The following is a 24,869-nucleotide window of genomic DNA, read 5'->3' on the forward strand; positions in this document are numbered from 1 at the left end:
GTCTGCTGGTTAGGGGTCAGGCGTTTTGGACGTGGTCCTTGGCGTCTGTGGCTCTGTCTCGTACGTCTGCGGCGGCGTATTGGCCTTCGGTTTTGACGTGTTCGGCGGCGTCGGTGGCGGTGGCCTTGACGTTTTCCATGGCTTCCTGGGCTGGTTCCTTCAACCCTTGGGCCACGTCCTTGGCGGCCTCGGTCAGCTCGGTGGTCAGCGGTTCGGCCGCGTTTTTGAGGGCGTCGGCTGTTTCGCGTTCCTTCTCGCTCGCCGGGATGAGGGAGGAGAGCAGCATGCCTGCGCCGAAGGCGATGAGGCCTGCGGCCAGGGGGTTGCCCTGCGTTTTGGCTTTGACCTGGGCCGGGGCTTCGCCGATCGCGTGGCCGGCGTCGCCGAGGGTGGAGCCGACGGCGTCACCGGCGTGGCCCATGGCGTTGCCGGTGTGTCCTGTGCCGGTGTGGATGTTGGCGTTGGCGTGGTCGGCTGCTCCCATGACTTTCTCCTTCACGCCGAAGACGGCGTCCCTGACCTTGTCGGTCTGGCGGTGGACGATGTTGGACGGGGTGACTTTGTCGGCCACGGCGTCGACGTTGGTGCCGAGCCGGGCTCGGGTTGCTTCTATGTCTGAACGGATTGCGTCCGGGTTCTCGCTCATCGTTTTACCTCACCGGGTTTCAGGGTTGGGGGGATTTCTGAAAGGGTTTCGCCTGTCTGGGGCAGGCCTTTGACCTGCTTGAGTTCGCTCCGGCCGATGGAGGCCAGAACGGCGGCGATGATGCCCCAGATCAGGGCGACGACGACGGCGGACCAGCCCAGTCCCATCAGCGCGCCCAGGGCGTACCAGAGCGCGATGGAGAGGAAGAGGAGCACGAAGTGCCCGGCCACGCCCGCGCCGGCAAGCATGCCGCCGCCTTTGCCGGCCTTCGTGGCTGACTGTTTCAGTTCGGCCTTGGCGAGTTCGACCTCCTGGCGCATCAGCGTGGACAGGTCACGGGTCACCTCACCGAGCAGGTCACCCAGGGAGGTGTTGTCCGCCTTCGCATGCGCCGCCGAAGCAGGAGTTTCCGGCATTTGCGTGCTCATCACGGCCTGCCAGCCTGGCCGTCCGTCGACCGGTCCCTGGTGAGGGGGTCGCTGCCCATGGGGTCGTCGGCAAGGTCGCGGTCCCGGAGCGGATCGTCGGCTAGCCGGTTGCCTGACCACGGATCTTCTACCAGTTGCGGGCTGTCCAGCGGGCTGGCCGCGCTGGTGGTGCCGGCGTAACCGGTCTCTCCGGCATAGCCCGGAGAGCCGCCGTCGAACCCGGCCGTTGTGGTGGCCGGCCCGGGAACCTGTACGGGGGGAGGTGGAACGGCCCCGCCGGAGGGGGTGTAACCGCCAGGGCCGCCGCTGTAGCTGTCGCTGCTGTATTGGCTGCCGTACTGGCTGCCGTACTGGCTGGGTGAGCCGTTTGCGCCGGAGCCGTATTCGCCGGTGCTGCGCGCCGCCGTCGTGCTTGACTCCGGTGCGCCCGCGCTCAGGCTGCGGGTGAGCCTCCCGGCCAGGACTCCGGCGCCTGCGGCGAGAAGCAGGAACGTGCCGGGACGCTGCCGGGCGAAGGACTTGACTTCGTCCAGGAGCGATCCGGGATCGCGCCCGTCCAGCCAGGAGGCCACGGACGAGGACCGGTCGGCTGCCTGGCGGACCAGGTCGCTGGCGACGCCAGGCTGGTCGGAAGCCCGGGCCATGGCATGCAGCTCGTCTGAGATGGACCGAAGCCCGCTGGCAACCTTCTGCTGCTGGGCACCGGCCTGGTGGGTGAGGTCGGTACGGGCCTGGTACAGCAGGTCCTTGGCGTTGGACTTGACCTCGGAAGCCACATTTGCGGCCTCCGTCTTGGCCGTTTCGGCTACGTTTTGCGCGGAGTCCTTCGCGGTACGGGCAACATCGCCGGCCTCATCCTTCACGGCGTCTTTCATGGCGTCCTTGCGGGACGTCCCGTCGACGTCGCCGGAGGAATAGGGGCTGCCCGCCAGGGGAGTGGGCTGCGCGGCGGCGGGGAACGTGGTGGCGCTCCGCTCTCCAGTGCTCAATGGATTGGCCGGCGGTACCGTGTTGGTGCTGTCCGCGGGCCATTGGTTCTCTGTCATCTTTGCTCTCTCTTTCCAAGAAGGCCGGTTGTTGATTAAGAACCAGCGATACTGGCCGTAAAATAGTAAGCATGATTACCAACAGATAGTAAGTACCCTTGGTAAATAACTTTATGCAAGTTCCGGACGGCCAGTTTCTGTGGGCATCTGCCGGGCCGGCATAACAACATAGGAAGAGGTGGGTGGCGTGGAACCATGGGTTTGGGTGGTAGTGGCAATCGTTGTGGTGGTGCTGATTGTGTTGCTTCTGGTGACGGGGCAGCGCCGTAAGGCAATCCAGCAGAAGCGGGATGAGTCGCACCGCGAGAAGGCGGCCGAGATCCGCCGCAAGGCCGAGGACATTGAACTGGATGCCCGCGAAAACGAGGCACGGGCCACGCGTGCCAGGGCCGACGCCGAGCAGGCCCAGGTGGAAGCCGCCAGGCTGCGTCAGGAAGCCGAGAAGAGGGCGGCTGAGGCACAGTCCCTGCGTGGCGATGTTGCCGAGCACACCAGGAAGGCGGACGCCGTCGACCCGGATGTTGAGACCCGCCGACTGCGAGAGCGTTCGCAGGACGGCGACGTCCCGCAGTCCCGGGACGCCCAGGTCACCCGCGACGACGACGCGCGCATGGCCGACCCGGCACCCAGGGATGACGCGCGTACGGCGGCTCCCCGAGCAGGCGACTCCCGTATCGACAATGCGCGCACTGCCGAGGCCCGTGCCGAGGAAGCCCGCGCTGACGAGGTCCGCAGGAACGAGGTTCGCGCAGACCGCGACAATCCGCGTTCAGGAATCTAGTCCCGCGTAACTAGTCCGGGGGAGTCAGTCCCGTGGCTTCAGTACGGGGGAAGGTGCAACGCCTTCCCCCGCTGCCATGCCGTCCAGCAGTTGTGCGATCGCATCGACGGACGACACTTTGGGCTCCCAGCCGAGCAGCCGGCGCGCCCGCCCGGTATCCATGACGGGCGCGCCGGCGGCCATATCAATCCAGCCCGCGTCCGTGGGCTGGATGCGGAGCTTCCACGTCAGTCCGGCCAGCCCACGGAGCAGGGCCATCGGGATGGGCAGGATCCGGCGCGCATGCAGGAGCCTGGCCAGCTCCTGCGGCGTGACCGCCGGTTCGGCGGCGATGTTGAAGGCCCCCGACTCGCGGCGGTCCAGCACGCGCCAGTATGCCTCGGCAACGTCGTCGGCGTGGACGGCCTGGAATATCAGGTCGTCCGGGGCCGGCAGGATCGGAATCTTCAGCCGCCGCGGCAGCAGCCGGGGGATCAGCGGGCCCAGGAAGTACCGTCCGATTTCGCTTCCGGCATTGCGCTGGAAGGTGAGGCCCGGCCGGAGCCTGGCCACCCGGACGTCCGGATGGTCCGCCGCGAACCGGTCAAGCAGGGTTTCCTGCTCGGCCTTGTGCCTGCTGTAATGCGAGCCGGGTATCCCCGTGGCCGGCCAGGACTCGTCGGTCCTCCGGTCCTTGGGGGCCCTGCTGTAGGCGCCCACCGATGAGGCGCAGACAATATGCCCCACCCCGGATTGCCCGGCTGCCTCCAGGACATTGGCCGTCCCGGTGACATTTGTCCGGAACAGCTGTTCCAGATCGCGGTTGGGCTGGAGTTGCCAGGCCAGGTGGACCACCGCGTCCACGCCCGTCAGTGCTGTCCGAAGCCGCTGGAAGTCGGCGTCGGCGCCGATATCCAGGGTGTGCCACTCGACGCCCCGGTACGGTGCCCGTGAGGTGTCCGGAAGCCTTCGGCTGATGCCCACCAGTTCCAGGGATCCGGGCTTTGATTCGAGTTGGCGGTGGAGATTGCGGAGGACTGCGGTCCCCACGTTTCCGCTTGCTCCGGTAATGGCGATTCGCATAGCAGGATTCTCCCTTCGCGTGGCTGTCTGCGCCACCTGCACATCGAGCCTATCTCCGGAAGCATTGTTTAATAAGCAGCCTTATGATTTCCTGCTTCTAAGTCTTGCCGCAGGCTTTCGGACCCAGACCGAGGAATCCACGACAATGCCCGACTTTCTTCCTGCTTTTGCCTTGGACCATGCCCCAGTTCCGTCACCGGAGGAGCGCAGCCCGCATGGGTCGGCTTCGACCGGCGGACAACTCCGGGAGGCCCTTGAACGTTATCTCGTCCTGGAGCACCTGGACCTTGCCGAGTCGCTGGCTGCCCGTTTCGAGGGCCGGGGCAGGGAGCGTGCCGACCTGAACCAGGTCGCCTACCTTGGCCTGGTCAAGGCCGCGAAGGGCTTCGACCAGGCCAAAGGAGACAGCTTCCCTGCCTATGCCGCACCCACCATCAGCGGTGAGCTGAAGCGGTACCTCCGCGACCGCAGCTGGGTGGTGCGGCCGCCGCGCCATGTCCAGGACCTCCGCAGCCGCCTGTACCGGGTGGAGCCCGAACTGGCACAGGCGCTCGGCCGGACGCCCAGCATCGCCGAACTCGCGAACGAGCTCACGGCCGACCCCGCCGACGTCCTGGAAGCGATCTGCGCCTCCAGCAGCATGCACCCGGACTCACTTGACGCCGTCAATCCCTACGATGGTTCGCTGCCGGTCACCGAGGTGCTTGCCACCCCCGACTCGCCGATTGAGCGCCTGGAAGAGCTGGCCTGCCTGCGCCATGCGATGCAGGATCTGGCCGCCGCAGACCGCGAGTTGCTGTACCGGCGGTACTTCTGTGAAGAAACCCAGGTGCAGCTGGGCGAGCGCCTGGGCATGTCCCAGATGCAGGTGTCGCGCCGGCTTGCCCGTCTCCTGGTTGTGTTGCAGCAGGTGCTCCGGGACGCGGACGGCTAGATTCGGCTGGGCCGGTCCTGTCCGGCGTCAACTAATGTTGAACCATGACTGAAGCGGCACACGGATAATGGCGAAACGCGGCAAGTCAGGCGGCCGGAACAGCCAGCGTCCGGCGGCGGGGGTCATCGAGGTGCCTAAAGGGACCCGGCAGGACGGCCCCGTCGAGGGCGTCTACTACATCGACACAGGCGACTGCGAGCTTATCGCTGACCAGGACAACTCCACCGGCTGGCTCCTGAGGATCAACGGCGTTATGAGTTCGCACATCGACCTCGCCGATCCGCTCTTCCTGGATTTTGAATACATGCGCTGGATGGCTGCGCTGATCGAATCGCGCTGGCCGGTGGCGTCCGGAAAGGGCGGGGCCCAGTCCGAACCGCACCGCCTTCGCGGGCTGCACCTGGGCGGCGGGGCATGTTCCCTGGCCCGCTACTTCCATGCCGCCTACCCGGACGCACGGCAGGTGGTGGTGGAGCTCGACGGCAAACTCGCGGAGTATGTCCGTGGCTGGTTCGACCTCCCCAAGGCACCGCTGCTGCGGCTCCGCGTGGGGGAGGCCAGGGAGGTCACGGAGACGCTTACGCCGGACACCCGCGACTTCATCATCCGCGATGTTTTTGCCGGTGCGCTGACCCCGCGCCCGCTCACCACCGCGGAGTTCAACGGCCATATCAAGCGTGTCCTGGCCCCGGGCGGCATTTACGTGGTCAACTCCGGCGACGCCCCGGACCTCAAGAACGCGCGCGAGGACGCAGCCACCATCGCGGCCGCCTTCGAACACACCGTCATCATCGCCGATCCCGCCATGCTCAAGGGCCGCCGCTACGGCAACATGGTCATGGCCGGCAGCGACCACCCGCTCGACGGCGACCCGCAGCTGGCGCGCCGGCTCCTGGGCGGCGCGGTCCCGGCCCATATCTGGAACGACGCCCAGGTGCGCGCCTTCGCCGCCGGGTCACCCGTGCGCCACGACCCGGCTGACGTCTGACGGTGATCGAGCTTGTCGAGATCCCGGGGTTTCGACAAGCTCAACCACCGGAATTCCTGCCCCGGCCCAGGAGCGCCTCCCGGTGCGCCGCCGTCTGGTCCCGCAAGGCCTGCACGACGGCGGCCACCGCGGGGCGGCGCATTGAATCCGGCCGGAGCACCATCCAGTAGGGCAGCAGCTCGGCGAAGTCGCCGGGAAGCAGCCGGACCAGGTCCGCGTGCAGGTCGCCCATAAAGCACGGCAGGAAGCCGATGCCCGCGCCGGCCCTGGTGGCCTCCACGTGGACAAAGACGTTGGTGGAGGTGAGTCCGTCGCGCATCGCCGGCACCAGCCGGCGGGGAGCATCGAGGTCGTCCACCTGCAGCATCGAGTCCACAAAGTAGACCAGCGGATGCTCCGTCAGCTCCGCCACGCTGGTGGGTGTGCCGTGCTCCGCCAGGTAGGCGCGCGAGGCGTACATCCCCAGCATGTAGTCGCCCAGCCGCACGGCTTCGGCGCGGTGGACCTGCGGTTCACCCACCACCACTTCGATGTCCAGGCCCGAGCGCTGCTGCAGTGCCCGCCGGGTCATGGTCACCACCTCCACGGTGAGCCCGGGGTGGTGGCGCCGCAGCCGGGCCACGGCCGGGGCCGCGATGTAGGCGCTGAAGCCGTCAGTCGCCGTCATGCGTACGACGCCGGCAATCGGGTCCGGTGCCTTTCCCGCCGGTCCCAGCGCACTCACCGCAGCCTCCACCTGTTCGGCAACCCGGACGGCTTCCGTGCCGAGCTCCGTCAGTTCCCAGCCGCCGGCTGCCCTGGCCAGGACCCGGCCGCCGAGCGCCTTCTCAAGGGCGGCTATCCGGCGTGAGACGGTGGTGTGGTTGAGGCCCAGGGCCTGTGCCGCCGTCGTAAATTTAGCGGACCGGGAGACGGCGAGCAGGACGAGCAGGTCGTCTGGATTGGCGTTCATATCTGCAATTGTGCACATGGTTGGTGCTGGATTGGCCATTGAACCTGCATGTTTGTGCAGTAATACTCAGTGGAGCCATTAGTGCTGGAGATCACAGCACGTGTCAGAGTGGACACTAAGGAGAAACCCCATGAGCGTAGGACAACGCTCGGCAGACAATGCCGCCGGATCCGCACCCAAAGGATCCGGACTGAAGAAGATTGTGGCCGCCTCAATGGTGGGCACCGTAGTGGAATGGTACGAATTCTTCCTCTACGCCACGGCCGCAACCCTGGTGTTCGGGAAGTACTTCTTCCCCGCCACAGGTAACGAGCTGGACGGCATTATCCAGGCCTTCCTTACCTATGCCGTGGGCTTTGTGGCCCGCCCGCTCGGTGGGATTGTCTTCGGCCAGATCGGCGACAAGCTGGGCCGCAAGCCCACCCTGCAGCTGACCATCGTGATCGTGGGTGTCGCAACGTTCCTGATGGGCTGCCTCCCCGGTTTCGCCGACATCGGCTACCTGGCACCGGCCCTCCTGGTTGCCCTGCGCTTTATCCAGGGCTTCGCGCTTGGCGGTGAATGGGGCGGCGCTGTGCTGCTGGTTGCAGAACACAGCCCCAACGCCTCGCGCGGTTTCTGGTCCAGCTGGCCCCAGGCCGCCGTGCCGGTGGGCAACCTCCTGGCCACGCTGGTGCTGTTCATCATGTCCAGCACCCTGAGCCCCGAAGCGTTCCTCGGCTGGGGCTGGCGCGTGGCCTTCTGGCTCTCCGCCGTGATCGTGTTTGTGGGCTACTACATCCGCACCCACGTCACCGAAGCCCCCATCTTCCTGGAGGCCAAGGCCCTGGTGGAGAAGGAGCAGGCCGTCAGCTACGGCGTCTTCGAAGTTGTCCGCAAGTACCCCAAGGGCATCCTGCAGGCCATGGGACTGCGCTTCGCGGAAAACATCATGTACTACCTGGTGGTCAGCTTCGCCATTGTCTACCTCAAGAGCGTGCACAAGTACGACACGTCCTCGCTTCTGCTGGCACTCCTGATCGCGCACGTCATCCACTTCCTGGTCATCCCGCAGGTGGGCCGGCTTGTGGACAAGCTGGGACGCAAGCCCGTCTACCTCTTCGGCGCCATCGCCGGGGCGGCCTGGCCGTTCTTCGCCTTCCCGATGTTCGACACCCGCAACGCCGTGGTGATCGTGGCCGCCGTGACCATCGGCCTGTGCCTGCACGCCTTTATGTACGCCGGCCAGCCCGCCATCATGGCGGAGTTGTTCCCCACCCGGATGCGCTACTCGGGCGTCTCGCTGGGCTCGCAGGTGACGTCCATCTTCGCCGGTTCGCTGGCGCCGCTCCTGGCCACCCAGTGGCTCAAGGACACCGGCTCCTGGCTGCCCACCGCCGTCTACCTCGTGGTGGCCTGTGCCATCACCACCGTGGCGGTGCTGAGCCTGAAGGAAACCAAGGGTATCGCCCTGGAGGACGTGGATAAGGCCGACGCCGCCCGCGAAGGACTCCTGCCGGCCGGCTCGCGCTGAGCTGCTTGAGCCGTTGAGGACCGGGGACGAAGGCTGACTGGCAGACGATGGGAAGTGCAATGGAAAACAGTTTGAACGGCCGCAAGGCCCTGGTGACCGGCGGAGCCAGCGGGATCGGCGCCGCGTGCGTCAGGGAGCTCGCTGCCCGCGGGGCAAAGGTGGTGGTCGCCGACGTCGACTCCGCCGGCGCCGCCGCGCTCGCCGACGAAGTGGGCGGCACGTCCTGGGCCGTTGACCTGCTGGACGTGGACACGCTCGCCACCCTGAGCCTGGACTGCGACATCCTGGTGAACAACGCCGGGATCCAGCGCATCAGCCCCATCGAGGAGTTTGATCCGGCGGAGTTCCGCCGGATCATCGCCCTCATGCTGGAGGCCCCCTTCCTGCTGATCCGGGCCGCCCTGCCGCACATGTACGCCAACGGCTTCGGCCGCATCATAAACCTGTCCTCCGTGCACGGACTCCGTGCCTCCCCGTTCAAAAGCGCGTACGTTTCCGCCAAGCATGGCCTGGAAGGGCTAAGCAAGGTGACGGCACTTGAGGGCGGGGAGCGCGGTGTCACGTCCAACTGCATCAATCCCGGCTACGTCCGGACGGCGCTGGTGGAGAAGCAGATCGCCGACCAGGCCCAGGTGCACGGCATCCCGGAGTCGGAGGTCCTGGCCAAGGTAATGCTCACCGAGTCCGCCGTCAAGCGGCTGGTGGAGCCCGGGGAAGTGGCGTCCCTGGTGGCGTGGCTGGCATCGGACCATGCCGGCATGGTCACCGGGGCCAGCTACACGATGGACGGCGGCTGGTCCGCGCGGTAGGTTCTGACCCTTTTATATCCCGCCACCTGGGACGGTTAATCCTGCCGCCTCAGGTGGCGGTGGTCGTAGAAGAAGACTCCCGCCGCTGTTCCGAGTTCCACGGACGAACCGCGGCGGGTCATGACGATCCCTTCATGCCGGCCGTTATACGGATCATCCCCCACCACGGCATCCCCCACGCGGTAAGGGCACTTCGGGCCGAGGGTCACCAGGATCCGGTTCCGGATGCTGATGATGAGGGAGGAAAGCCTGACTGGCCGGCCCATGCTGGCCAGGTCCGGGACATGTGCTTTCACCATGAAAACCACTCCTTGAAGGCGGCATGGAGCCGCCCACTACGGTGCAGTTGCCGGAACGCTCCAGCAGAGGATGGTCCTCCTATTCCTGGCTGGCACCTTACACATACGCTAGGCGCTATTCACACCAGTCACACCAGTAACAGGTACTCGTTTTAGCGGAGGCCCACTACTTAGGGACTTTCCATTCAGCGCTGGCCGTCGAGAATGTCGTCGGCGTTGTCGTAGGCCCACGTGACCAAAGGAATCAGCAGGGCGGTGAGTTCATAGCCGCGGTCCGTCAGGCTGTAGTCAACATGCGGCGGAATCACCGGCTGGGCCTTCCGCAGCACCAGCCCGTCACGCTCCAGTGTCTTCAGGGTCTGCGCGAGCATCTTCTCGCTGATGCCTTCGGCCCGCCGCCGCAGTTCGCTCCAGCGATGCTCGCCTTCCGAGAGCGCCACGAGGATGAGCACTCCCCATTTGCTGGTGATGTGGTCAAGGACGGTCCTGCTGGGGCACCCGGCCTGGAAAACGCCGTCGGCGGAATCCGCGGGCAGGTGGGCCAGCTGCGGGACGCTCAGTGTTTTCGCTTCCATGGCCATATCTTACCAAAAGGTCAGTACCTTACTTTAAAGTGCGTACTCTCTTTCAGGAAGTAATCCTGCGGCACGGCGGTTGTGGATGGTGACCCCCTACAAAACGGTGAAAGGAAACACCCCATGAGCATCGTCATTACCGGAGCCACCGGACAGCTTGGCCGCCACGTCGTCGAGGCACTCCTGCAGCGCGACGTTCCGGCGGCGGAGATCGTGGCCACCGGCCGTTCCCTCGAAAAGCTGGCCGATTTCAGCGCACGCGGCGTGCAGGTCAAGCCGATGGACTATTCGGACCCCGCGTCCGTGGCGAAGGCACTCCAGGGCGCCAGCAAAGTCCTGCTCATCTCCGGCAGCGAGGTTGGCCAGCGGGTTGACCAGCACCGCACGGTGATTGAGGCGGCCAAGGCTGAAGGCGTGGAGCTGGTCGCCTACACCAGCATCGCCAACGCAGACACCACCACCATGAAACTGGCTGCCGAACACCAGGCCACCGAGGCCATCCTGAAGGACTCCGGCGCCCCGTTCGCCATCCTCCGCAACGGCTGGTACCTCGAAAACTACACGGACCAGCTGCCGGGCACGCTGGCCCAGGGCACCCTGGCGGGAAGTGCCGGCCTAGGCAAGGTCAGTGCCGCTTCCCGCGCCGACTACGCCGAGGCCGCCGCGGCGGTCCTGGTTGCCGACAGCCAGGCCGGCAAGATCTATGAACTCGGCGGGGACCACGCCTTCACCCTCGCCGAACTGGCGCAGGAAATCAGCACCGCGGCAAGCAAGCCGGTGACGTACCAGGACCTTCCGGCCGAGGAATATGCCGGGCTGCTGGCCGGATTCGGTGTCCCGGAGGCTTTCGCTGAGATCCTGGCCGATTCCGACCTAGGCATCGCCCGCGGCGACCTCCTGGTCAGCGGCTCCGACCTGAGCACCCTGATCGGCCGGCCCACGACGCCGATGCCGGCCGCCGTCCGCTCGGCTGTCGCCGCCGCCTGACGCACCACCCCCGACGCTCTCGCACTTAATGCCGCTTTTCGGCCGGCGCTCTCTCACTTTCCTCAAGAAAGTGAGAGAGCGCCGGGGATTAACCGGCGTTAAGTGAGAGAGCGTTCGTGGTTGGTCACTTGGGGTGGGAGGGGGCTGGCGGTTGTCAGGACTTGCTGCCCGTCAGCGCCAGCGTTCCGCCGAGGCCGATCATCATGACCCCGCCGGCAGCGCCGAGGGTGGAGATGCGCTTCGGGGAACGGGCGAACCAGTGCCGGGCGGTGCCGGCGGCCAGCGCCCAGATGCTGTCCAGGGTAAGCGCCAGCACCAGGAAAACCGCGCCCAGGGACGCAAGCTGCAGCGGAATACTGCCGGCCCGATAGTCAACGAACTGGGGCAGCACCGCCACGAAGAAAACGATCGACTTCGGGTTCGTGGCACCCACCACGAAGCCCTCCCGCAGCAGGCGCCAGGTGGACGACGGCGGCACCGGGCCAGCCGCCGTCGTTCCTCCGCCCCGGTGCCGGATCGCCTGGATGCCGAGATACACCAGGTAGGCCGCGCCGGCGAATTTGATGATCGTGAACAGCACGACTGACTGTGCCAGCACCACGCCGACTCCCAGGGCCACGGCGATGATCTGCGGCACCATCCCCAGGGCGTTGCCCAGCACGCTGAGGAGCCCGCCCTTGCGTCCGAGGGCAAGTGAACGGCCGATGACAAACAGCACGCTGGGGCCGGGGATCGCGATGAGGACCAGCGAGGCCAGGGCAAACGCCAGGAGATTGGTGATCGGAACCATGCCTGATGATAGCCCTGGCCTTCGCCGGAGGTCGATGCCTAGCTGCGGTCGGAAACCCCGGTGGAAGCCGCGGCGGTGACCACCGGCAGCGGTGAGGTCTCGTCCACGAGGTCGGCCCGGCGTCGTCCGTTCCCCTTCACCCAGAGCCGGTAGGCGAGGACCAGCAGTCCCAGCCACACGGCTCCGACGTACAGCGCCACGCGCGTGTCTTCGAAGGCGCCCAGGACGCCGATGACCAGCGCCATGAATGCGATGGTCAGGACGGATGCGGCCGGCCACCAGGGGGAGGGGAATTCCGACGCCGGCAGGCCCTTCCGGGCGATCTCCAGTTTCATGGCAACGTGGGACGCCAGGATCATGACCCACACCCAGACGGTGGCGAATGTGGCGATCGAGGCGATCAGGATGAAGACATTTTCGGGAATGACGGCGTTGAGGACTACGCCCACGAGGAGGATGCCGGCCATCATCACGACGGTCATCCAGGGGACGCCGTGGCGCGAAACCTTGCCGAACACAGCCGGCGCGTGGCCCTGGTTGGACAGGCCGAACAGGATGCGGCCTGCGCCGAAGATGTCGCTGTTAATGGCGGACAGGGCGGCGGTAATGACCACGGCGTTCAGGATGTGCGGTGCGGCCGGGATGCCGAGGCCGCTGAAGATCTGGACGAACGGGCTGCCGTTGGTGCCGATCTCGTTCCAGGGGAAGAGGCTCATGAGGACGCCGAGGGTCAGGACGTAGAACAGCAGCACGCGCACCGGTACGGTGTTGACCGCTTTCGGGATGACCTTCTTGGGATCCGCGGCCTCGCCGGCGGTGATACCGAGGGTCTCGATCCCGCCGAACGCGAACATCACGACGGCGAAGGAGGCGAGGAGCCCCTCGAAGCCGTTGGGGAACAGGCCGCCGTGTTCCACGAGGTTGCCCAGGCCCGGCGCCACGCTGGAGCCGCCGGCCTGGAAGCCGAAGGCGATGATGGCTGCTCCGCCGGCGATCATGGCGATGATGGCCGCCACCTTGATCAGCGAGAACCAGAACTCAAGCTCGCCGAAGACTTTCACGCTGAGCAGGTTCAGTGCGGCCAGGAAGCAGATGATGGCCAGGATCCAGATCCAGCGGTCCACCTGGGGAAACCAGAAGCCCATGTAGATGCTGAAGGCGGTGACATCGGCGATGGCCACGATCGCCATTTCGAAGACGTAGGTCCAGCCGGTCACAAAACCTGCCAGCGGCCCCAGGTAGCGGCTCTCGTACTGGCCGAACGAACCCGAGACAGGGTGGCGGACGGCCATTTCCCCGAGCGCCCGCATGACCATAAACACTGCGGCGCCGCCGATGACGTACGCGAGGAGGACGGCCGGGCCGGCCTTCTGGATGGCGGAGGCCGAGCCATAGAACAGGCCGGTGCCGATGGCCGAGCCGAGCGCCATAAAACGGATGTGCCGGACGTTCAGTCCCCGGGTCAGGGTGCCGCTGAGGACGCGGCCGACGGCGGCACCCGGGTTCTGTTTTTCGGCTGGGGGTGCATCCTGGCTGGCTTCCTTGCTGGCTGCGCTTGGTGCTTGTTGCATGCAATTACCTTCTCGTCATTGGGAGGGGGATCGCTAACCAGCAGACCATTTTGGCGCCCGGCGTGATGAGCCTCACGGCAGCTTGGTGTCTTTCATCTCAGAATGCACCCCGGGTGTGGCCGCTTCACGCTCTGGGGATCTAAAAACCTTGACACCATGTCTGGTTTTCTTTACTTTGGAGATGTCAGGTTTGTTTTACATTCAGTGGAAGAGGCTGGAGCGGAAATGTCCTTCGAAGAGAAGAGCGCGTGGATCATGGGCGTGGTGGCCGCGGGCTCCTACGGCGTCTACCTGGCTATAGTCCTCGGCCTGGCCGGTACCATGCCTCTGGTCGATGTCCCGTACGTTGCGCCGCTCCTTTGGACCGTGGGGGCCTCCATTGCGTTGTCCATCGCCCTGCACATTCTGATGGGCATCTCCTCGCCCAAGGAGGCCGGGAAGAAGGACCAGCGGGACCGGGAGATCTACCGCTTCGGCGAGTACATCGGCCAGTCGTTTCTGGTGATCGGGGGAGTCGCGGTGCTGTTGATGGCGATGGTGGAGACGGACCACTTCTGGATCGCAAACGTCATCTACCTGGCGTTTTTCCTGTCGGCAATCCTCGGCTCCGTGGCCAAGATTGTTGCCTACCGCAGGGGGTTCCAGCCGTGGTGAAACCAACACGGGTTACGAACTCAATCCGGCGCCTCCGGTTCGACCGTGGCGAGATGACCCAGGCCGAACTTGCCGAGCGTGTGGGCGTCACCCGGCAGACCGTCATCGCCATCGAGCAGGGCCGGTATTCGCCGTCATTGGAGATGGCCTTCCAGATCGCCCACGCGCTCAGCGTTCCGCTTGAGGACGTATTCCAGTACCCGCAGCTTGAAGGAGACGCATCATGAAAGCCATCGTGCAGGACGTTTATGGGAGCTCGGAGATGCTCCAGTTGCGGGACATCCCGAAGCCGGCGCCCGGTGACGGCGAGGTACTCATCCGGGTCCGCGCCGCCGGCGTCGACCAGGGCGTGTGGCACCTCATGACCGGCATGCCATACCTGGTCCGGCTGTTCGGCTTCGGGCTGAAGAAGCCCAAGGTGCCGGTCCGCGGCAGGGAGGTTGCCGGCGTCGTCGATGCAGTTGGGCCGGGAGTGACCCGGTTCCAGCCCGGCGATGAAGTGTTCGGCACCTGCGAAGGGTCCTTCGCGGAATTCGTCTGTGCCAGGGAGAACCTCGTGGCCCGGAAGCCTGCAAACCTCACGTTTGAGGAAGCTGCCGCTGCACCGATTTCCGCGGTGACTGCCCTGCAGGCCGTCCGCGACGCCGGACAGGTCACTGCGGGCCAGAAGGTGCTGGTCATCGGCGCGGGCGGGGGAGTGGGGTCTTTTGCAGTCCAGTTGGCCAAGGCATTCGGGGCAGAGGTTACCGGCGTGTGCAGCACCGGCAAGGTGGACCTCGTCCGGTCGCTCGGCGCCGACCACGTCATCGACTACACCCGGGACGATTTTGCCACTGCCGGTGTGCTTTACGACGTCATTCTGGACACTGCCGGAAACCGGCCCCTGTCTGTCTCTCGCAAGGCCCTCACACCGCAGGGAACGCTGGTGTTCGTCGGCGGTGAAGGCGGCGGGAAACTGACCGGCGGCTTTGAGCGGTCCATTGGTGCGCCGCTGGTCTCGGTGTTCTCCGGGCAGAAATTCAAGGGACTTGTCTCAACCGAGAATTACCGGGACCTTGAGGCGCTGACGTCGTTTCTTGAAGCCGGCAGCGTGAAGCCCGCCATCGACAAGGTCTACGCCCTTTCGGAGGCGCCAGCCGCTGTGGCGTACATGCATGAAGGCCGGGCGCGCGGAAAGGTAGTGGTAAGCATCTGACGCTTCCCGGCCCTGGCGCGAACGTACACTTGAGGCCCCGATTTCCGCGCCCGAAAGTACAGTTGTGGGCCCCGCGGCCGCAGGTTATCCACATAGGCGATCTGCCTCGCCGCTTTGCTCGGTGAATCGCCGGATGATGTGAGCATGGAAAACGAAGAGTCCGTCAGGGTGGAAGCACTGGAAGCACTATTAGCGATTATCACGTCCCTTGTCGCGCTTAGCCGGACAGTCGCCGCGATCCAAGTTCATCCACCTGCGTCCCCTTACGGCCCTTACGTTGATGCCGTTGCCCTGAAGGGTGCGGCGTACTGGGCGGTCAGAGAAGCTGCCCGGGCGGTGGTCCGGATCGCTGCGATATACGCCACCGAAGAGAAGTGACACCTATGGCTTGGCGGAACGCGCCGTGTTTTGCTCCGCTGGATTGGAAGCAGCACGGGCTGCAGCCTCGATGGTGGCGCGGTGAGCCGCCCATTCTTCCGGAGTGCGCGGAGTCAGGTTGGGATCACCGGGACGCTGCCCCGCGGTGCCGTCGATCAGCTCGCGCAGGATGTCGGCGTGGCCCAGGTGGTGGGCCCTTTCCGCAACCATGTGAACGAGGATCTGGTGCAGGGTGACGTGGCGCCGCACTTCCGGCCACCACGGAACCACCCCGCCCGCGTCCGGCGGCAGGGCCTCGATGGTTGCGTCACTGTGTGCCCCTGCAAACAAGTGCAACTCAATGATGTCCTCACGGCTTTCGTCAGGGGTGACCCACAGGTCGGCGTCGGGGCTTGCGTCGTCGTCGAACCACGGGAGGTGCCGGCCGCTGGGGCGGCCAAACACGTCACCAAGGTAGCCGAGTTCCATACTCGCCACATGCTTGACCAGACCCAGCAGGTTGGTGCCGGTGGGTGTGAGCGGCCGGCGGACGTCGTACTCGCTCAGGCCATCCAGTTTGCCGAGGAGGTTGTCCCGCCTGACGCGCAAATAGTGGTGCAGTGTCTCTTTTTCGTCCATAGCGGGCACTCTATCCAACTGCGCCGCCGGTCAGTGCAACGGGCCAGGTCCCGACGGCGGGAGTCTGTCCCGCAGCCAGTGAATGACCGCTTCGCCCTGCCGCTGCTGGAAAGCCCGGACTGTGGGGAGCCCGGGCGGTGGCGGTTGCCGGGCGGCATCGATGAAGTACGCTGCCAGGCCCGAAAGGAATCCGTTGACGTTCTCCGGGGTGGCTGTCCCGAACACGTCGTGGGATTTCAACAATGCATCCACATCGAAGTCGGGATCGAAGACGCGAACGTTAACCAGGACCGTGAGGGCATCCACCCACGGTGCTCCGACGGCAGCCCACGGCCAGTCCACCAGAACGGCCCCGTCCGCTGCGGTAATGAGGATGTTGTCTGCACGGATATCCGTGTGGGCCAGGGAACCGCCGACGACGTCCCGCAGCCCTTGCTCGGCCAGCCGCTCGAGCGTATCGAGGTTGCAGAGGACCCACGGATCGCAGCCCTCCGGCGGACTGCGACGGACACGGGTCCAACCGCGAAATGGATCTGTGAGCTCAGTCTCCAGCGTGGGCAGCTGACCCAGTTCCGGCGGGAGCGGCGTACGGGAAATCTTCAGCAGGGCGTCGAGGACAAGGTGAACCTCGACGGCGTGCCAGGGAACATGGGGATGCCTGCCTTCCACATCGCTGCGTACAAGCGCGACCCATTCGCCGTCGTCGTAGGTTCCGATCAGGGCGGGCGCCGGCACTCCGGCGGGCAGCGCCGCCGCAACTGCTGCCTCCTTGCGGTGGATTCCGGGTGAGTGCTCGTTCAGTTGCGGACTGACGGCTTTGACGAAGGCGCGCTGCCCGGAAGCTGTGAGGACGCGGTCCGCGGTGCCGGGAGAAAAGCCTCCCTGCTGGCCCCTCGCCTCCATCACGGGTGCCCCGATAATCTGTTCTATTCCTTCCCGAACATGGCCGGGCAGGTCAGTCCAGCTGATGCGCGGACTCCATTCGGGTTGCATGCACCCATTATTCCTTCGCGGCGGAGGACGACCCATCCGCTGTTTTTGAGGGCTGGCGTGGGGCGCGGTTCGTCTGCGTATAGAATTCGGGTACGCAACCCCGGTATCAAACGTCGTGGCCTCCCAGGAAGCCTGCTGTTAGCCGCTTCAACGGGTTGACATCAAACCTGTTGGGGGAATCTTGATCACCGCTCTGCAATGCGCCCTGCGCCAATGGCTGTCTGCAGCGATGGCTGCCGGCCTCGTCTTGGGACTCGCCATGGCTGCCCTGCTGATTCCCTCGACGCCGGCACAAGCTGCACCGGCAGATGAGGACCGGGTCAAGGCCACCTATCTCATTGAAAGCGAATGGGTGCGCGTCAGGTTGGCTGCTCAAAGGGCATTGGACACCTATTCACCTGCGGTCATCCGGGAGTTCCTCCGCTACGAGCAGTACCTCGCGGCAGCCATGGACATTGAGGAACAGGTGGTCCTCCGTCTGACGGCCGATGCTGATTCTGCCAGCCTGGAAGCGCGGTCGCAGAGGCTTGCTGCCGAAAGCGCCCTGGCCCAGGCGGGCGATCCTCTGCACGCCACAGCCTTTGCGGCGTCTGCCCGGGCCGCAGCTGATGCTGCGCGGACGGCAGCGCAGAAGGCTGCCGAGGCCGTAGGCGACGCGGTAGCAGCAGAAAAGGCTGCCCGAACGGAGGAACGCGCGCGCCTTGGGGCTGAATGGGCGTTCCGCACGGCGGAAGCCAAGGCCGCCAGCACGGCTGAAGACGCCCGGTTGGCGGCAGAGGCCCAAGCCAGGTTGGACAACCCGGCCCCCTATCCCACCGACCAGCAGATCATTGCCGACAGGCAACGCACGTATCAGTACCAGGCAACGGGTGGAGCGCACGTCCGTTCGTCCGCGGAAAGCATTCTCCTCGCTGACGATCCACTCCTTGTGCGCGAATTCCTGGTGGAGGGTGTCTTCGCAGCCGAGGAACTGGACAATAGGATCTCTGCCTACTGGCTGCTCGAAACAGGCGGTCCCGAGACCAGGGTTGGAGCAGACGTAGCCATTGACGGGACACGGGAAATGCTCCGCACCCTGGTCACGACGGACCAGTTCCGGTTCGCCGATCGCGACCGCGAAAAGTCAGCCCTGGTCTCAGGAGTTCAGGCAAGAATCTCCACATCGACTGGCCAGGCTGCCCAGGCTGAATCCGACGCCGTAGCCGCAGAAGCTGCTGCAGCCGACGCGGCCGCCCTGGCGGCGTCCGGAGCCGCCACGCCGCCAGCCAGCCTGCCCGAAGCGGTCAGGAATCAAGCCCCGGCTGCCAGCCGGCTTGGCTTTGCGGGAGGAACCGTCCTGAACGCCGGGGTCGTCGAGGCAGGAGCCCTTCGGCAGGGTGCACCGGCTGAACCGGGCGAAGTTGCCGGGATGACCGATGCCGCACACGCCGCACCAGCAGCAGCGGGGGGCGTACCTGCGTCCGGAACAACGGACGCAGGCAATCCGGCCGTTCGGGCGGAAGCCCCCCAGGCTGCCGAGACCGGGACTAGCCAGGGCGGCGGGTCCGTGTGGATGGTCCTGCTTGTCCTTGGAGTGATTGTGCTGGGCGGCGTCAGCGCCCTTGTCCTGCACCGCCGGAGAAGCCCGGCCTGACACGGGAGCGGTACCGCCGCCGCTGCGTGGTTGCGGAGGTCGGGATCTCGGCGCCCTCATCGGGCGGGAGTGTCTGGGATTAGAGACACTCGATCGGTGAGCGGGTCCCCGGCAATCACTCGTGGGGCGCATCCTTAAGTACGGGATACCGGACACCGCCGAGACCGAAGAGGACGTATGCCAGCCACTGCAGCCGCCGTAACCGCCCAGACCCCGACCCCTGCGGGGACAAAGGTGACATCCAAGGTCCCCGCCGCCGAGAACACCCTTCGCATCCTCAGACTGCTGGCCTCCAAGCGGGGGCCCATGGCGGCGTCGAGCATTGCCACATCCCTTGGCTTGCCCCGTTCCAGCGTCTACCACCTGCTCGCCGTGATGGAGGCAAGCGGCTTTGTCCTCCACCTGCACGAAGAGCAGCGCTACGGGCTGGGCATCAGTGCATTTGAGCTCAGTTCCGCCTACTCGCGGCAGGAACCGTTGTCCCGCCTGGGCCGGCCGCTGCTGGCATCCCTGGTGGACGTCATCGGGGAGAGCGCGCACCTGGCGGTGCTCCACGGCCGCGACGTGCTGTACATCGTGGAGGAGCGGGCCAAGAACCGCCCGTCCCTGGTGACCGACGTCGGCGTCCGCCTTCCCAGCCACCTCACTGCCAGCGGCCGCGCCATCCTCGCCGCGCTGCCCAAATCGCAGGTCCGCGCGCTGTACCCGAACGCCGCGGCCTTCACCGCCCGGCACGAGGTGGAGGGCGCCATCATGAAGTACTCGGCGCTGTCCTCCCACCTGGACCAGGTGCGGCAGCGCGGCTACGCCACGGAACACGGCGAGGTGACGCCCGGCTTCGGCTCGATCGCCGCCGCCGTCACGGACCATGTGGGATGGCCGACGGCGGCAGTCGCCGTGACGTTCCTCGAAGACAAATTGCCGGCGGACCAATGGCCGGCGCTCGCCGCCCGGGTGCAGAGGGTCGCGGACGAGCTCTCGGTCCGCATCCACGGCCGCCCCGCCAAGTAGCACCGCGGCCAGGCTGGAGCGGTCTGGAATCCCGGACAGTACCCGCCCGAAAGCCCTGTCCGGCCCCGCGTTTAGGGGCTTTAGTAGATACAGAACCTCTTCCCAACACCGCGAAACCACACTCGCCCAAAACACGAAGGAGCCCCTCATGGCACCCGCCGATTTCACCACCGGTGCCCGCCCGGTCAAAGCAGCCCGCGGCACCGAGCTCACCGCCAAGAGCTGGCAGACGGAAGCCCCGCTGCGCATGCTCATGAACAACCTGGACCCCGAGGTTGCCGAACGCCCGGACGACCTCGTGGTCTACGGCGGCACCGGCCGCGCCGTCCGCAGCTGGGCCGCGTTCGACGCGATCACCCGCACCCTGGAAACCATGGAAAAGGATGAGACCCTGCTGGTCCAGTCCGGCAAGCCCGTCGGCGTGTTCCGCACCAACGAATGGGCCCCGCGCGTCCTGCTGGCCAACTCCAACCTCGTGGGCGACTGGGCAACGTGGCCCGAATTCCGGCGGCTCGAGGCCGAGGGCCTGATGATGTACGGCCAGATGACCGCCGGGTCCTGGATCTACATCGGCACCCAGGGCATCCTGCAGGGCACCTTCGAGACCTTTGCCGCCGTCGGGCGCAAGCTCCAGGCTGAAGGCCGCATTGCAGCGGGCGACGGCGGACCCCTCGCCGGGACCCTGACCCTCACCGGCGGCTGCGGCGGCATGGGCGGCGCGCAGCCGCTGGCCGTCACCCTGAACGACGGCGCCTGCCTGATCGTCGACGTCGACGAGTCCCGCCTGCGCCGCCGCGTCGGCAAGCGCTACCTGGATGAGGTCGAGACCGATCTGGACACCGCGATCGCCAAGGTCCAGAAGGCCAAGGCCGAGCGCCGCGGCTGGTCCGTGGGCTACGTGGGCAACGCCGCCGAGGTCTTCCCCGAACTCCTGCGCCGCCACCAGGCCGGCGAGCTGACCATCGACGTCGTCACGGACCAGACCTCCGCCCATGACCCCCTGTCCTACCTGCCCGAAGGCATCACCGTGGACGAGTGGCAGGCCGAGGCCGCCGCGGATCCGGAAGGCTTCACCAAGAAGGCCCAGGCCTCCATGGCCCGGCACGTGCAGGCCATGGTGGAATTCCAGGACGCCGGCTCCGAGGTGTTCGACTACGGAAACTCCATCCGCGACGAGGCCCGCAAGGGCGGCTACGCGCGCGCCTTCGAGTTCCCCGGCTTCGTCCCCGCCTACATCCGCCCGCTCTTCTGCGAGGGCCTTGGCCCGTTCCGCTGGGTGGCCCTGTCCGGTGACCCGGAAGACATCGCCGTCACGGACAAGGCCATCAAGGAGCTCTTCCCGGAGAACACACACCTGCATAAGTGGCTTGACGCCGCCGCGGACCGCGTGGAATTCGAAGGCCTCCCGGCCCGCATCTGCTGGCTGGGCTACGGCGAACGCGCCAAGGCCGGACTGCTGTTCAACCAGCTGGTCAAGGAAGGCAAAGTCAAGGCGCCCATCGTGATCGGCCGTGACCACCTCGACTCCGGCTCCGTGGCCTCCCCGTACCGCGAAACCGAGGCCATGGCCGACGGCTCCGACGCGATCGCCGACTGGCCCCTCCTCAACGCCCTGCTCAACACCGCCTCCGGCGCCACCTGGGTCTCGATCCACCACGGCGGCGGCGTCGGCATCGGCCGCTCCATCCACGCCGGCCAGGTCTCCGTCGCAGACGGCACCGACCTCGCCGCGCAGAAACTCGAACGCCTCCTCACCAACGACCCCGGCATGGGAGTCATCCGCCACGTTGACGCCGGCTACGACCGCGCCGTCGAGGTCGCCAAAGAACGCGGCGTCCGCATCCCGATGCTCCCCACGGACTCCCTAACCTCGCAAGCTCGGCCAGGGAACCCTGTCCGCGTGGCCCCAGAGACAGCGTCCGAAGCCCGCTAACCAGCCCCCTCGGTGATCGAGCTTGTCGAGACCTGGATCTCGACAAGCTCGATCACCGGCACTGAGCAAGGAACATCCAATGACCATCACCACCCAAGCACCGCTCACCGTCACCCTCGGCTCCAGCGGCGTCACACCCGAGGACGTCGTCGCCGTCGCGCGCCACAACGCCAACGTGACCATCTCCCAGGACGCATTGGACACCGTCGCCAAGGTCCGCGCCCACATCGACGAGCTCGCCCACAGCGAGACCCCCGCCTATGGAATCTCCACAGGCTTCGGCGCGCTGGCCAACCGGCACATCCCCACCGAGCTGCGCACCCAGCTGCAGAAGTCCCTCATCCGCAGCCACGCGGCCGGCATGGGCCCGGTCGTGGAACGCGAAGTGGTCCGCGGCATCATGTTCCTGCGCGCCAAGACCCTCGCCTCCGGCCGCACTGGCGTTCGCCCCGTGGTTCTGCAGACCATGGTGGACGTCCTCAACGCCGGCATCACGCCGGTGGTGCGCGAATTCGGTTCGCTTGGCTGCTCCGGCGACCTCGCCCCGCTGTCCCACTGCGCCCTGGTGCTGATGGGCGAGGGTGAAGCGGCCGGGCCCGACGGTGTGACGTACGGTGGCCGAGGTGAGCAGCCTGTCGCTGTACTGCTCGCCGAGCACGGCATCGAGCCGGTGACCCTCGCCGAGAAGGAAGGGCTCGCGCTGGTCAACGGCACTGAAGGCATGCTGGGCATGCTCCTGATGGCCATCGCGGACCTCCGCCAGTTGCTGACGACGGCGGACATCACCGCTGCGCTGAGCGTCGAGGCACTGCTGGGCACGGACCAGGTGTTCCTGCCGGAGCTGCACGCTGCGCTCCGCCCGCACCCCGGCCAGGCCGCGTCCGCGGACAACATGCTGCGCGTGCTGTCCAACTCGCCGATCGTGGCCTCCCACCGGGTGGGCGACTCCAAGGTCCAGGACGCCTACTCCCTGCGCTGCGCACCCCAGGTTGCCGGCGCCGCCCGCGACACCGTGGACTACGCAGCCCTGGTGGCGTCCCGCGAGCTCGCCGCCGCGATCGACAACCCGGTGGTCCTGCCGGACGGACGGGTCAGCTCCAACGGCAACTTCCACGGCGCTCCGGTGGCCTACGTGCTGGACTTCCTCGCTATCGCCGTCGCCGACCTGAGTTCCATCGCAGAGCGCCGCACCGACCGGATGCTTGACCCTGCACGGTCCCACGGCCTTCCGGCCTTCCTCGCCTCGGATCCGGGTGTCGATTCCGGCCTGATGATCGCCCAGTACACACAGGCAGGGCTGGTCTCGGACAACAAACGCCTGGCCGTCCCGGCGTCGGTGGATTCCATCCCCAGCTCCGCCATGCAGGAAGACCACGTGTCCATGGGCTGGCACGCGGCCCGGAAGCTTCGCAAGGCAGTGGAGAACCTCCGCCGGGTCCTGGCCATCGAACTCGTGACCTCGGCCCGGGCACTGGATATCCGGACAGAACTCTCCAGCGGTGAACTGGTTCCGGGACCTGCCGGGACCGCCATCCTGGGAGTCCTGCGCACGATGGTCGAGGGGCCGGGCACCGACCGGTTCCTGTCCCCGGAACTCGAAGCGGCGGACCTCCTGGTCGCCTCCGGTGAGGTGATTTCAGCCGCCGAATCCGCCGTCGGGAATCTCGCCTGACAGGGAATATTGTTCAGTCCGGCTTAGCTTTTCGGGTCGATGTCGAAATATGTGGCGACACGTACATTTCGGGCCCGGGAAGTGTAGTAGAACTGAGGATGTAGTGAAAGTCACATCAAAGAGGCTGTGGCAGCAGAACGCATACAAAGGGGTAGTAGTTCACATGAAAGCACGTGGGGCAGTCCTAACGAGGCGAAATGCCCATTCGGCCACCATCTCCGACTGGGGAACACTCCGGCCAGGGGTTCGGGTGGAAATTCTCAAGCATGCGCATGTCATTGCGACGGGCGAAGTTGAGGAAGTGTCGCAGAGCGGGAACGTTCTGTGGCTGGTGCCGGCCGGTCCGACCGAAAAGCAGCTCTTCCTGAAGTCCGACGGAGTGCAAGTGCGCCGGAGCTAACCCAACAGGTCCTGCACCAGAAAGTCCCCGCCGTTTGGCAGCCCCTGGAAACAGGGGCAGGCCAAAGGCGGGGACTTTCTGTTTTAAGGAATGCGGCGCTGGAGAACTACGCTGCGATGTTCTCGTAGGTCTCGCCGAACGGCACCGACTCGTCGAGGGCGACCGTGTAGCGGCCCGGGTGCAGGCGGGTGACAAGGATGCCGCAGGCTGCATCTTTTGCGGCGGTCTCGATCAGGGTGGCAACAGCGTTGTCCAGTCCTTCGTGGACCTCTTCCGCGCTGGAGAACTCCAGGTCGATGGAGGGGAATTCCGCGGCTTCATCGGCCGGGGAAACGGCTGGGCTGCGTTCGAGGGTGGCTGTAGTCATGTGCTGGTCTTTCTGTGATTCGTGCCGGAGGGCACGGTACATTCTACCGGCGGGCCCTCCGAATGTCAGATGACTGGTGTTTATCACACCGGGATAGCGCATTCCCCCGCGGATCATTGTGCCACAACATCCCTTGAACGTTCAAGAAAAAATTCCGGGGCTTGTCCGCCGGACCGCACCATAAAGGTGGGGAACTGCGGACAAGCCCCGGATCAGTCGGAGCAGAGCCTTTAGTTGGCTTTGACGGCCAACACCGGACAGTCAGCCTCCAGCAGGATGCGCTGGGACACACTGCCCATGATCAGCTTGCCCACCGGGCTCCGGCGGCGCAGCCCGATCACGATCAGCTCGGCGTTGTGCTCCTCGGCGGCATCCAGGACCTCCGCCGCCGCGTCATGGCCCCGGACCGGCTGTTTGATGACGTGCTTGATGCCCTGGGTGGCGAGCCGTTCCTCGATGCCCTGGATCTCAGGTTCCTGCGCATACCGGTTGTCCACCAGCGCATCGCCTTTGGACGAGTTGATGACCAGCAGGGTGGTGTCGGTTTTCCTGGCCTCCGCGATGGCCTGCGTCAGGGCCGCTTCGCCCTCGGGGGTGGGGACGTATCCCACAACGATCGTCATGGCTGCTCCTC

At 66.0% G+C, this 24,869-nt stretch carries 28 protein-coding genes; 15 read left to right on the plus strand and 13 right to left on the minus strand.

What is annotated here, in order from left to right; all coding sequences use genetic code 11:
- Positions 1 to 16: 16 nt before the first annotated feature.
- Genes EYS21_RS11540 through EYS21_RS11550 form a run of 3 tightly spaced genes read right to left on the minus strand, consistent with a single transcriptional unit; the run spans position 17 to position 2,120 of the window.
- The gene (locus tag EYS21_RS11540; protein WP_131133357.1) at positions 17 to 646 is read right to left on the minus strand and encodes a DUF3618 domain-containing protein; all 630 of its coding nucleotides are present in this window, start codon (positions 644 to 646) and stop codon (positions 17 to 19) included.
- On the minus strand, positions 643 to 1,074 hold the full coding sequence (locus EYS21_RS11545; RefSeq protein WP_131133358.1) for a phage holin family protein: 432 nt from the start codon (positions 1,072 to 1,074) through the stop codon (positions 643 to 645). Before EYS21_RS11545 ends, EYS21_RS11540 begins: the two co-directional genes overlap by 4 nt.
- Entirely contained in the window at positions 1,074 to 2,120 is a 1,047-nt protein-coding gene (locus tag EYS21_RS11550) for a hypothetical protein (protein ID WP_131133359.1), read from the minus strand. Before EYS21_RS11550 ends, EYS21_RS11545 begins: the two co-directional genes overlap by 1 nt.
- A 187-nt stretch (positions 2,121 to 2,307) precedes the next feature.
- Between EYS21_RS11550 and EYS21_RS11555 the strand changes: the two genes are divergently transcribed.
- A complete protein-coding gene (locus tag EYS21_RS11555) occupies positions 2,308 to 2,901 on the plus strand; it encodes a hypothetical protein (RefSeq protein ID WP_131133360.1) in 594 nt (197 codons plus the stop codon).
- 24 nt (positions 2,902 to 2,925) lie between these two features.
- On the opposite strand, the gene EYS21_RS11560 is transcribed toward EYS21_RS11555, so the two are convergent.
- Entirely contained in the window at positions 2,926 to 3,963 is a 1,038-nt protein-coding gene (locus EYS21_RS11560) for an NAD-dependent epimerase/dehydratase family protein (protein ID WP_131133361.1), read from the minus strand.
- A gap of 145 nt (positions 3,964 to 4,108) precedes the next feature.
- Here EYS21_RS11560 and EYS21_RS11565 point away from each other — a divergent pair, with 145 nt between their 5' ends.
- Both EYS21_RS11565 and EYS21_RS11570 read left to right on the plus strand, forming a co-directional pair.
- A complete protein-coding gene (locus EYS21_RS11565; RefSeq protein ID WP_131133362.1) occupies positions 4,109 to 4,897 on the plus strand; it encodes a sigma-70 family RNA polymerase sigma factor in 789 nt (262 codons plus the stop codon).
- A gap of 67 nt (positions 4,898 to 4,964) precedes the next feature.
- Entirely contained in the window at positions 4,965 to 5,885 is a 921-nt protein-coding gene (locus EYS21_RS11570) for a fused MFS/spermidine synthase (protein WP_131133363.1), read from the plus strand.
- Positions 5,886 to 5,925: 40 nt separating this feature from the next.
- On the opposite strand, the gene EYS21_RS11575 is transcribed toward EYS21_RS11570, so the two are convergent.
- Positions 5,926 to 6,837, minus strand: a complete 912-nt coding sequence (locus EYS21_RS11575) for a LysR family transcriptional regulator (RefSeq protein WP_131133364.1) — start codon at positions 6,835 to 6,837, stop codon at positions 5,926 to 5,928.
- 130 nt (positions 6,838 to 6,967) lie between these two features.
- On the opposite strand from EYS21_RS11575, the gene EYS21_RS11580 reads away from it, so the two are divergent.
- A complete protein-coding gene (locus EYS21_RS11580; RefSeq protein WP_131133365.1) occupies positions 6,968 to 8,350 on the plus strand; it encodes an MFS transporter in 1,383 nt (460 codons plus the stop codon).
- Between the two features lie 59 nt (positions 8,351 to 8,409).
- Complete coding sequence (locus EYS21_RS11585; protein WP_131133366.1) at positions 8,410 to 9,159, plus strand: 3-hydroxybutyrate dehydrogenase; 750 nt, start codon at positions 8,410 to 8,412, stop codon at positions 9,157 to 9,159.
- Positions 9,160 to 9,194: 35 nt separating this feature from the next.
- Here EYS21_RS11585 and EYS21_RS11590 read toward each other — a convergent pair whose 3' ends face one another.
- Together EYS21_RS11590 and EYS21_RS11595 are read right to left on the minus strand one after the other, a co-directional pair.
- Positions 9,195 to 9,458: a hypothetical protein gene (locus tag EYS21_RS11590; protein ID WP_131133367.1), complete on the minus strand. Its 264-nt coding sequence runs from the start codon at positions 9,456 to 9,458 to the stop codon at positions 9,195 to 9,197.
- A gap of 185 nt (positions 9,459 to 9,643) precedes the next feature.
- The gene (locus EYS21_RS11595) at positions 9,644 to 10,033 is read right to left on the minus strand and encodes a helix-turn-helix domain-containing protein (protein ID WP_131133368.1); all 390 of its coding nucleotides are present in this window, start codon (positions 10,031 to 10,033) and stop codon (positions 9,644 to 9,646) included.
- 123 nt (positions 10,034 to 10,156) lie between these two features.
- Here EYS21_RS11595 and EYS21_RS11600 point away from each other — a divergent pair, with 123 nt between their 5' ends.
- Complete coding sequence (locus tag EYS21_RS11600) at positions 10,157 to 11,020, plus strand: SDR family oxidoreductase (RefSeq protein ID WP_131133369.1); 864 nt, start codon at positions 10,157 to 10,159, stop codon at positions 11,018 to 11,020.
- A gap of 154 nt (positions 11,021 to 11,174) precedes the next feature.
- Here the strand turns inward: EYS21_RS11600 and EYS21_RS11605 are convergent, their stop codons facing one another.
- Both EYS21_RS11605 and EYS21_RS11610 read right to left on the minus strand, forming a co-directional pair.
- A complete protein-coding gene (locus EYS21_RS11605) occupies positions 11,175 to 11,810 on the minus strand; it encodes a LysE family translocator (RefSeq protein WP_131133370.1) in 636 nt (211 codons plus the stop codon).
- Between the two features lie 38 nt (positions 11,811 to 11,848).
- The gene (locus EYS21_RS11610; protein WP_207307750.1) at positions 11,849 to 13,381 is read right to left on the minus strand and encodes an amino acid permease; all 1,533 of its coding nucleotides are present in this window, start codon (positions 13,379 to 13,381) and stop codon (positions 11,849 to 11,851) included.
- A 225-nt stretch (positions 13,382 to 13,606) separates the two neighbouring features.
- On the opposite strand from EYS21_RS11610, the gene EYS21_RS11615 reads away from it, so the two are divergent.
- From EYS21_RS11615 to EYS21_RS11630, 4 genes are all read left to right on the plus strand, one after another.
- Positions 13,607 to 14,035, plus strand: a complete 429-nt coding sequence (locus EYS21_RS11615) for a hypothetical protein (protein ID WP_131133371.1) — start codon at positions 13,607 to 13,609, stop codon at positions 14,033 to 14,035.
- Positions 14,029 to 14,262, plus strand: a complete 234-nt coding sequence (locus EYS21_RS11620) for a helix-turn-helix transcriptional regulator (RefSeq protein ID WP_131133372.1) — start codon at positions 14,029 to 14,031, stop codon at positions 14,260 to 14,262. The genes EYS21_RS11615 and EYS21_RS11620 overlap by 7 nt, the downstream gene beginning before the upstream one ends.
- Positions 14,259 to 15,230, plus strand: coding sequence for an NAD(P)-dependent alcohol dehydrogenase (locus EYS21_RS11625; RefSeq protein ID WP_131133373.1), 972 nt, complete (start codon positions 14,259 to 14,261; stop codon positions 15,228 to 15,230). Before EYS21_RS11620 ends, EYS21_RS11625 begins: the two co-directional genes overlap by 4 nt.
- A gap of 144 nt (positions 15,231 to 15,374) precedes the next feature.
- On the plus strand, positions 15,375 to 15,608 hold the full coding sequence (locus tag EYS21_RS11630) for a hypothetical protein (RefSeq protein ID WP_131133374.1): 234 nt from the start codon (positions 15,375 to 15,377) through the stop codon (positions 15,606 to 15,608).
- Positions 15,609 to 15,611: 3 nt separating this feature from the next.
- Here EYS21_RS11630 and EYS21_RS11635 read toward each other — a convergent pair whose 3' ends face one another.
- Both EYS21_RS11635 and EYS21_RS11640 read right to left on the minus strand, forming a co-directional pair.
- Positions 15,612 to 16,226 (minus strand): DinB family protein, encoded by a 615-nt coding sequence (locus tag EYS21_RS11635; protein WP_131133375.1) that lies wholly within the window; start codon positions 16,224 to 16,226, stop codon positions 15,612 to 15,614.
- Positions 16,227 to 16,256: 30 nt separating this feature from the next.
- The gene (locus EYS21_RS11640; RefSeq protein WP_165478301.1) at positions 16,257 to 17,219 is read right to left on the minus strand and encodes a phosphotransferase; all 963 of its coding nucleotides are present in this window, start codon (positions 17,217 to 17,219) and stop codon (positions 16,257 to 16,259) included.
- 181 nt (positions 17,220 to 17,400) lie between these two features.
- On the opposite strand from EYS21_RS11640, the gene EYS21_RS11645 reads away from it, so the two are divergent.
- The 5 genes from EYS21_RS11645 (at position 17,401) to EYS21_RS11665 (ending at position 23,868) form a co-directional block, all read left to right on the plus strand.
- The gene (locus EYS21_RS11645; RefSeq protein WP_131133377.1) at positions 17,401 to 18,852 is read left to right on the plus strand and encodes an ALF repeat-containing protein; all 1,452 of its coding nucleotides are present in this window, start codon (positions 17,401 to 17,403) and stop codon (positions 18,850 to 18,852) included.
- 177 nt (positions 18,853 to 19,029) lie between these two features.
- Positions 19,030 to 19,863 carry an IclR family transcriptional regulator gene (locus EYS21_RS11650; protein ID WP_131133378.1) on the plus strand — a complete coding sequence of 278 codons (834 nt, stop codon included), beginning with the start codon at positions 19,030 to 19,032 and terminating at the stop codon, positions 19,861 to 19,863.
- Positions 19,864 to 20,011: 148 nt separating this feature from the next.
- Positions 20,012 to 21,796 carry a urocanate hydratase gene (locus EYS21_RS11655; protein WP_242633395.1) on the plus strand — a complete coding sequence of 595 codons (1,785 nt, stop codon included), beginning with the start codon at positions 20,012 to 20,014 and terminating at the stop codon, positions 21,794 to 21,796.
- Between the two features lie 79 nt (positions 21,797 to 21,875).
- Entirely contained in the window at positions 21,876 to 23,468 is a 1,593-nt protein-coding gene (gene hutH / locus EYS21_RS11660) for a histidine ammonia-lyase (RefSeq protein WP_131133379.1), read from the plus strand.
- A 163-nt stretch (positions 23,469 to 23,631) separates the two neighbouring features.
- Positions 23,632 to 23,868, plus strand: coding sequence for a hypothetical protein (locus EYS21_RS11665; protein WP_131133620.1), 237 nt, complete (start codon positions 23,632 to 23,634; stop codon positions 23,866 to 23,868).
- A 106-nt stretch (positions 23,869 to 23,974) separates the two neighbouring features.
- On the opposite strand, the gene EYS21_RS11670 is transcribed toward EYS21_RS11665, so the two are convergent.
- Complete coding sequence (locus EYS21_RS11670; protein ID WP_207307751.1) at positions 23,975 to 24,235, minus strand: hypothetical protein; 261 nt, start codon at positions 24,233 to 24,235, stop codon at positions 23,975 to 23,977.
- A 230-nt stretch (positions 24,236 to 24,465) separates the two neighbouring features.
- Positions 24,466 to 24,858 carry a universal stress protein gene (locus EYS21_RS11675; RefSeq protein ID WP_131133380.1) on the minus strand — a complete coding sequence of 131 codons (393 nt, stop codon included), beginning with the start codon at positions 24,856 to 24,858 and terminating at the stop codon, positions 24,466 to 24,468.
- Positions 24,859 to 24,869: the final 11 nt, after the last annotated feature.

This window comes from Arthrobacter sp. S39 (assembly GCF_004320525.1).
In the GTDB taxonomy this organism is placed as follows: Bacteria; Actinomycetota; Actinomycetes; order Actinomycetales; family Micrococcaceae; genus Arthrobacter.

What these genes read in the sequence shown, in the direction of transcription:
- EYS21_RS11570 (WP_131133363.1), top strand. Translation starts at nt 4,965, where the DNA reads ATGGCGAAACGCGGCAAGTCAGGCGGCCGGAACAGCCAGCGTCCGGCG.
- EYS21_RS11565 (WP_131133362.1), top strand. Translation starts at nt 4,109, where the DNA reads ATGCCCGACTTTCTTCCTGCTTTTGCCTTGGACCATGCCCCAGTTCCG.
- EYS21_RS11650 (WP_131133378.1), top strand. Translation starts at nt 19,030, where the DNA reads ATGCCAGCCACTGCAGCCGCCGTAACCGCCCAGACCCCGACCCCTGCG.
- EYS21_RS11585 (WP_131133366.1), top strand. Translation starts at nt 8,410, where the DNA reads ATGGAAAACAGTTTGAACGGCCGCAAGGCCCTGGTGACCGGCGGAGCC.
- EYS21_RS11600 (WP_131133369.1), top strand. Translation starts at nt 10,157, where the DNA reads ATGAGCATCGTCATTACCGGAGCCACCGGACAGCTTGGCCGCCACGTC.
- EYS21_RS11655 (WP_242633395.1), top strand. Translation starts at nt 20,012, where the DNA reads ATGGCACCCGCCGATTTCACCACCGGTGCCCGCCCGGTCAAAGCAGCC.
- EYS21_RS11540 (WP_131133357.1), bottom strand. Translation starts at nt 646, where the DNA reads ATGAGCGAGAACCCGGACGCAATCCGTTCAGACATAGAAGCAACCCGA.
- EYS21_RS11580 (WP_131133365.1), top strand. Translation starts at nt 6,968, where the DNA reads ATGAGCGTAGGACAACGCTCGGCAGACAATGCCGCCGGATCCGCACCC.
- EYS21_RS11635 (WP_131133375.1), bottom strand. Translation starts at nt 16,226, where the DNA reads ATGGACGAAAAAGAGACACTGCACCACTATTTGCGCGTCAGGCGGGAC.
- EYS21_RS11610 (WP_207307750.1), bottom strand. Translation starts at nt 13,381, where the DNA reads ATGCAACAAGCACCAAGCGCAGCCAGCAAGGAAGCCAGCCAGGATGCA.
- EYS21_RS11675 (WP_131133380.1), bottom strand. Translation starts at nt 24,858, where the DNA reads ATGACGATCGTTGTGGGATACGTCCCCACCCCCGAGGGCGAAGCGGCC.
- EYS21_RS11560 (WP_131133361.1), bottom strand. Translation starts at nt 3,963, where the DNA reads ATGCGAATCGCCATTACCGGAGCAAGCGGAAACGTGGGGACCGCAGTC.
- EYS21_RS11590 (WP_131133367.1), bottom strand. Translation starts at nt 9,458, where the DNA reads ATGGTGAAAGCACATGTCCCGGACCTGGCCAGCATGGGCCGGCCAGTC.
- EYS21_RS11625 (WP_131133373.1), top strand. Translation starts at nt 14,259, where the DNA reads ATGAAAGCCATCGTGCAGGACGTTTATGGGAGCTCGGAGATGCTCCAG.
- hutH (WP_131133379.1), top strand. Translation starts at nt 21,876, where the DNA reads ATGACCATCACCACCCAAGCACCGCTCACCGTCACCCTCGGCTCCAGC.
- EYS21_RS11665 (WP_131133620.1), top strand. Translation starts at nt 23,632, where the DNA reads ATGAAAGCACGTGGGGCAGTCCTAACGAGGCGAAATGCCCATTCGGCC.
- EYS21_RS11545 (WP_131133358.1), bottom strand. Translation starts at nt 1,074, where the DNA reads ATGAGCACGCAAATGCCGGAAACTCCTGCTTCGGCGGCGCATGCGAAG.
- EYS21_RS11550 (WP_131133359.1), bottom strand. Translation starts at nt 2,120, where the DNA reads ATGACAGAGAACCAATGGCCCGCGGACAGCACCAACACGGTACCGCCG.
- EYS21_RS11615 (WP_131133371.1), top strand. Translation starts at nt 13,607, where the DNA reads ATGTCCTTCGAAGAGAAGAGCGCGTGGATCATGGGCGTGGTGGCCGCG.
- EYS21_RS11630 (WP_131133374.1), top strand. Translation starts at nt 15,375, where the DNA reads ATGGAAAACGAAGAGTCCGTCAGGGTGGAAGCACTGGAAGCACTATTA.
- EYS21_RS11595 (WP_131133368.1), bottom strand. Translation starts at nt 10,033, where the DNA reads ATGGAAGCGAAAACACTGAGCGTCCCGCAGCTGGCCCACCTGCCCGCG.
- EYS21_RS11640 (WP_165478301.1), bottom strand. Translation starts at nt 17,219, where the DNA reads ATGCAACCCGAATGGAGTCCGCGCATCAGCTGGACTGACCTGCCCGGC.
- EYS21_RS11670 (WP_207307751.1), bottom strand. Translation starts at nt 24,235, where the DNA reads ATGACTACAGCCACCCTCGAACGCAGCCCAGCCGTTTCCCCGGCCGAT.
- EYS21_RS11575 (WP_131133364.1), bottom strand. Translation starts at nt 6,837, where the DNA reads ATGAACGCCAATCCAGACGACCTGCTCGTCCTGCTCGCCGTCTCCCGG.
- EYS21_RS11605 (WP_131133370.1), bottom strand. Translation starts at nt 11,810, where the DNA reads ATGGTTCCGATCACCAATCTCCTGGCGTTTGCCCTGGCCTCGCTGGTC.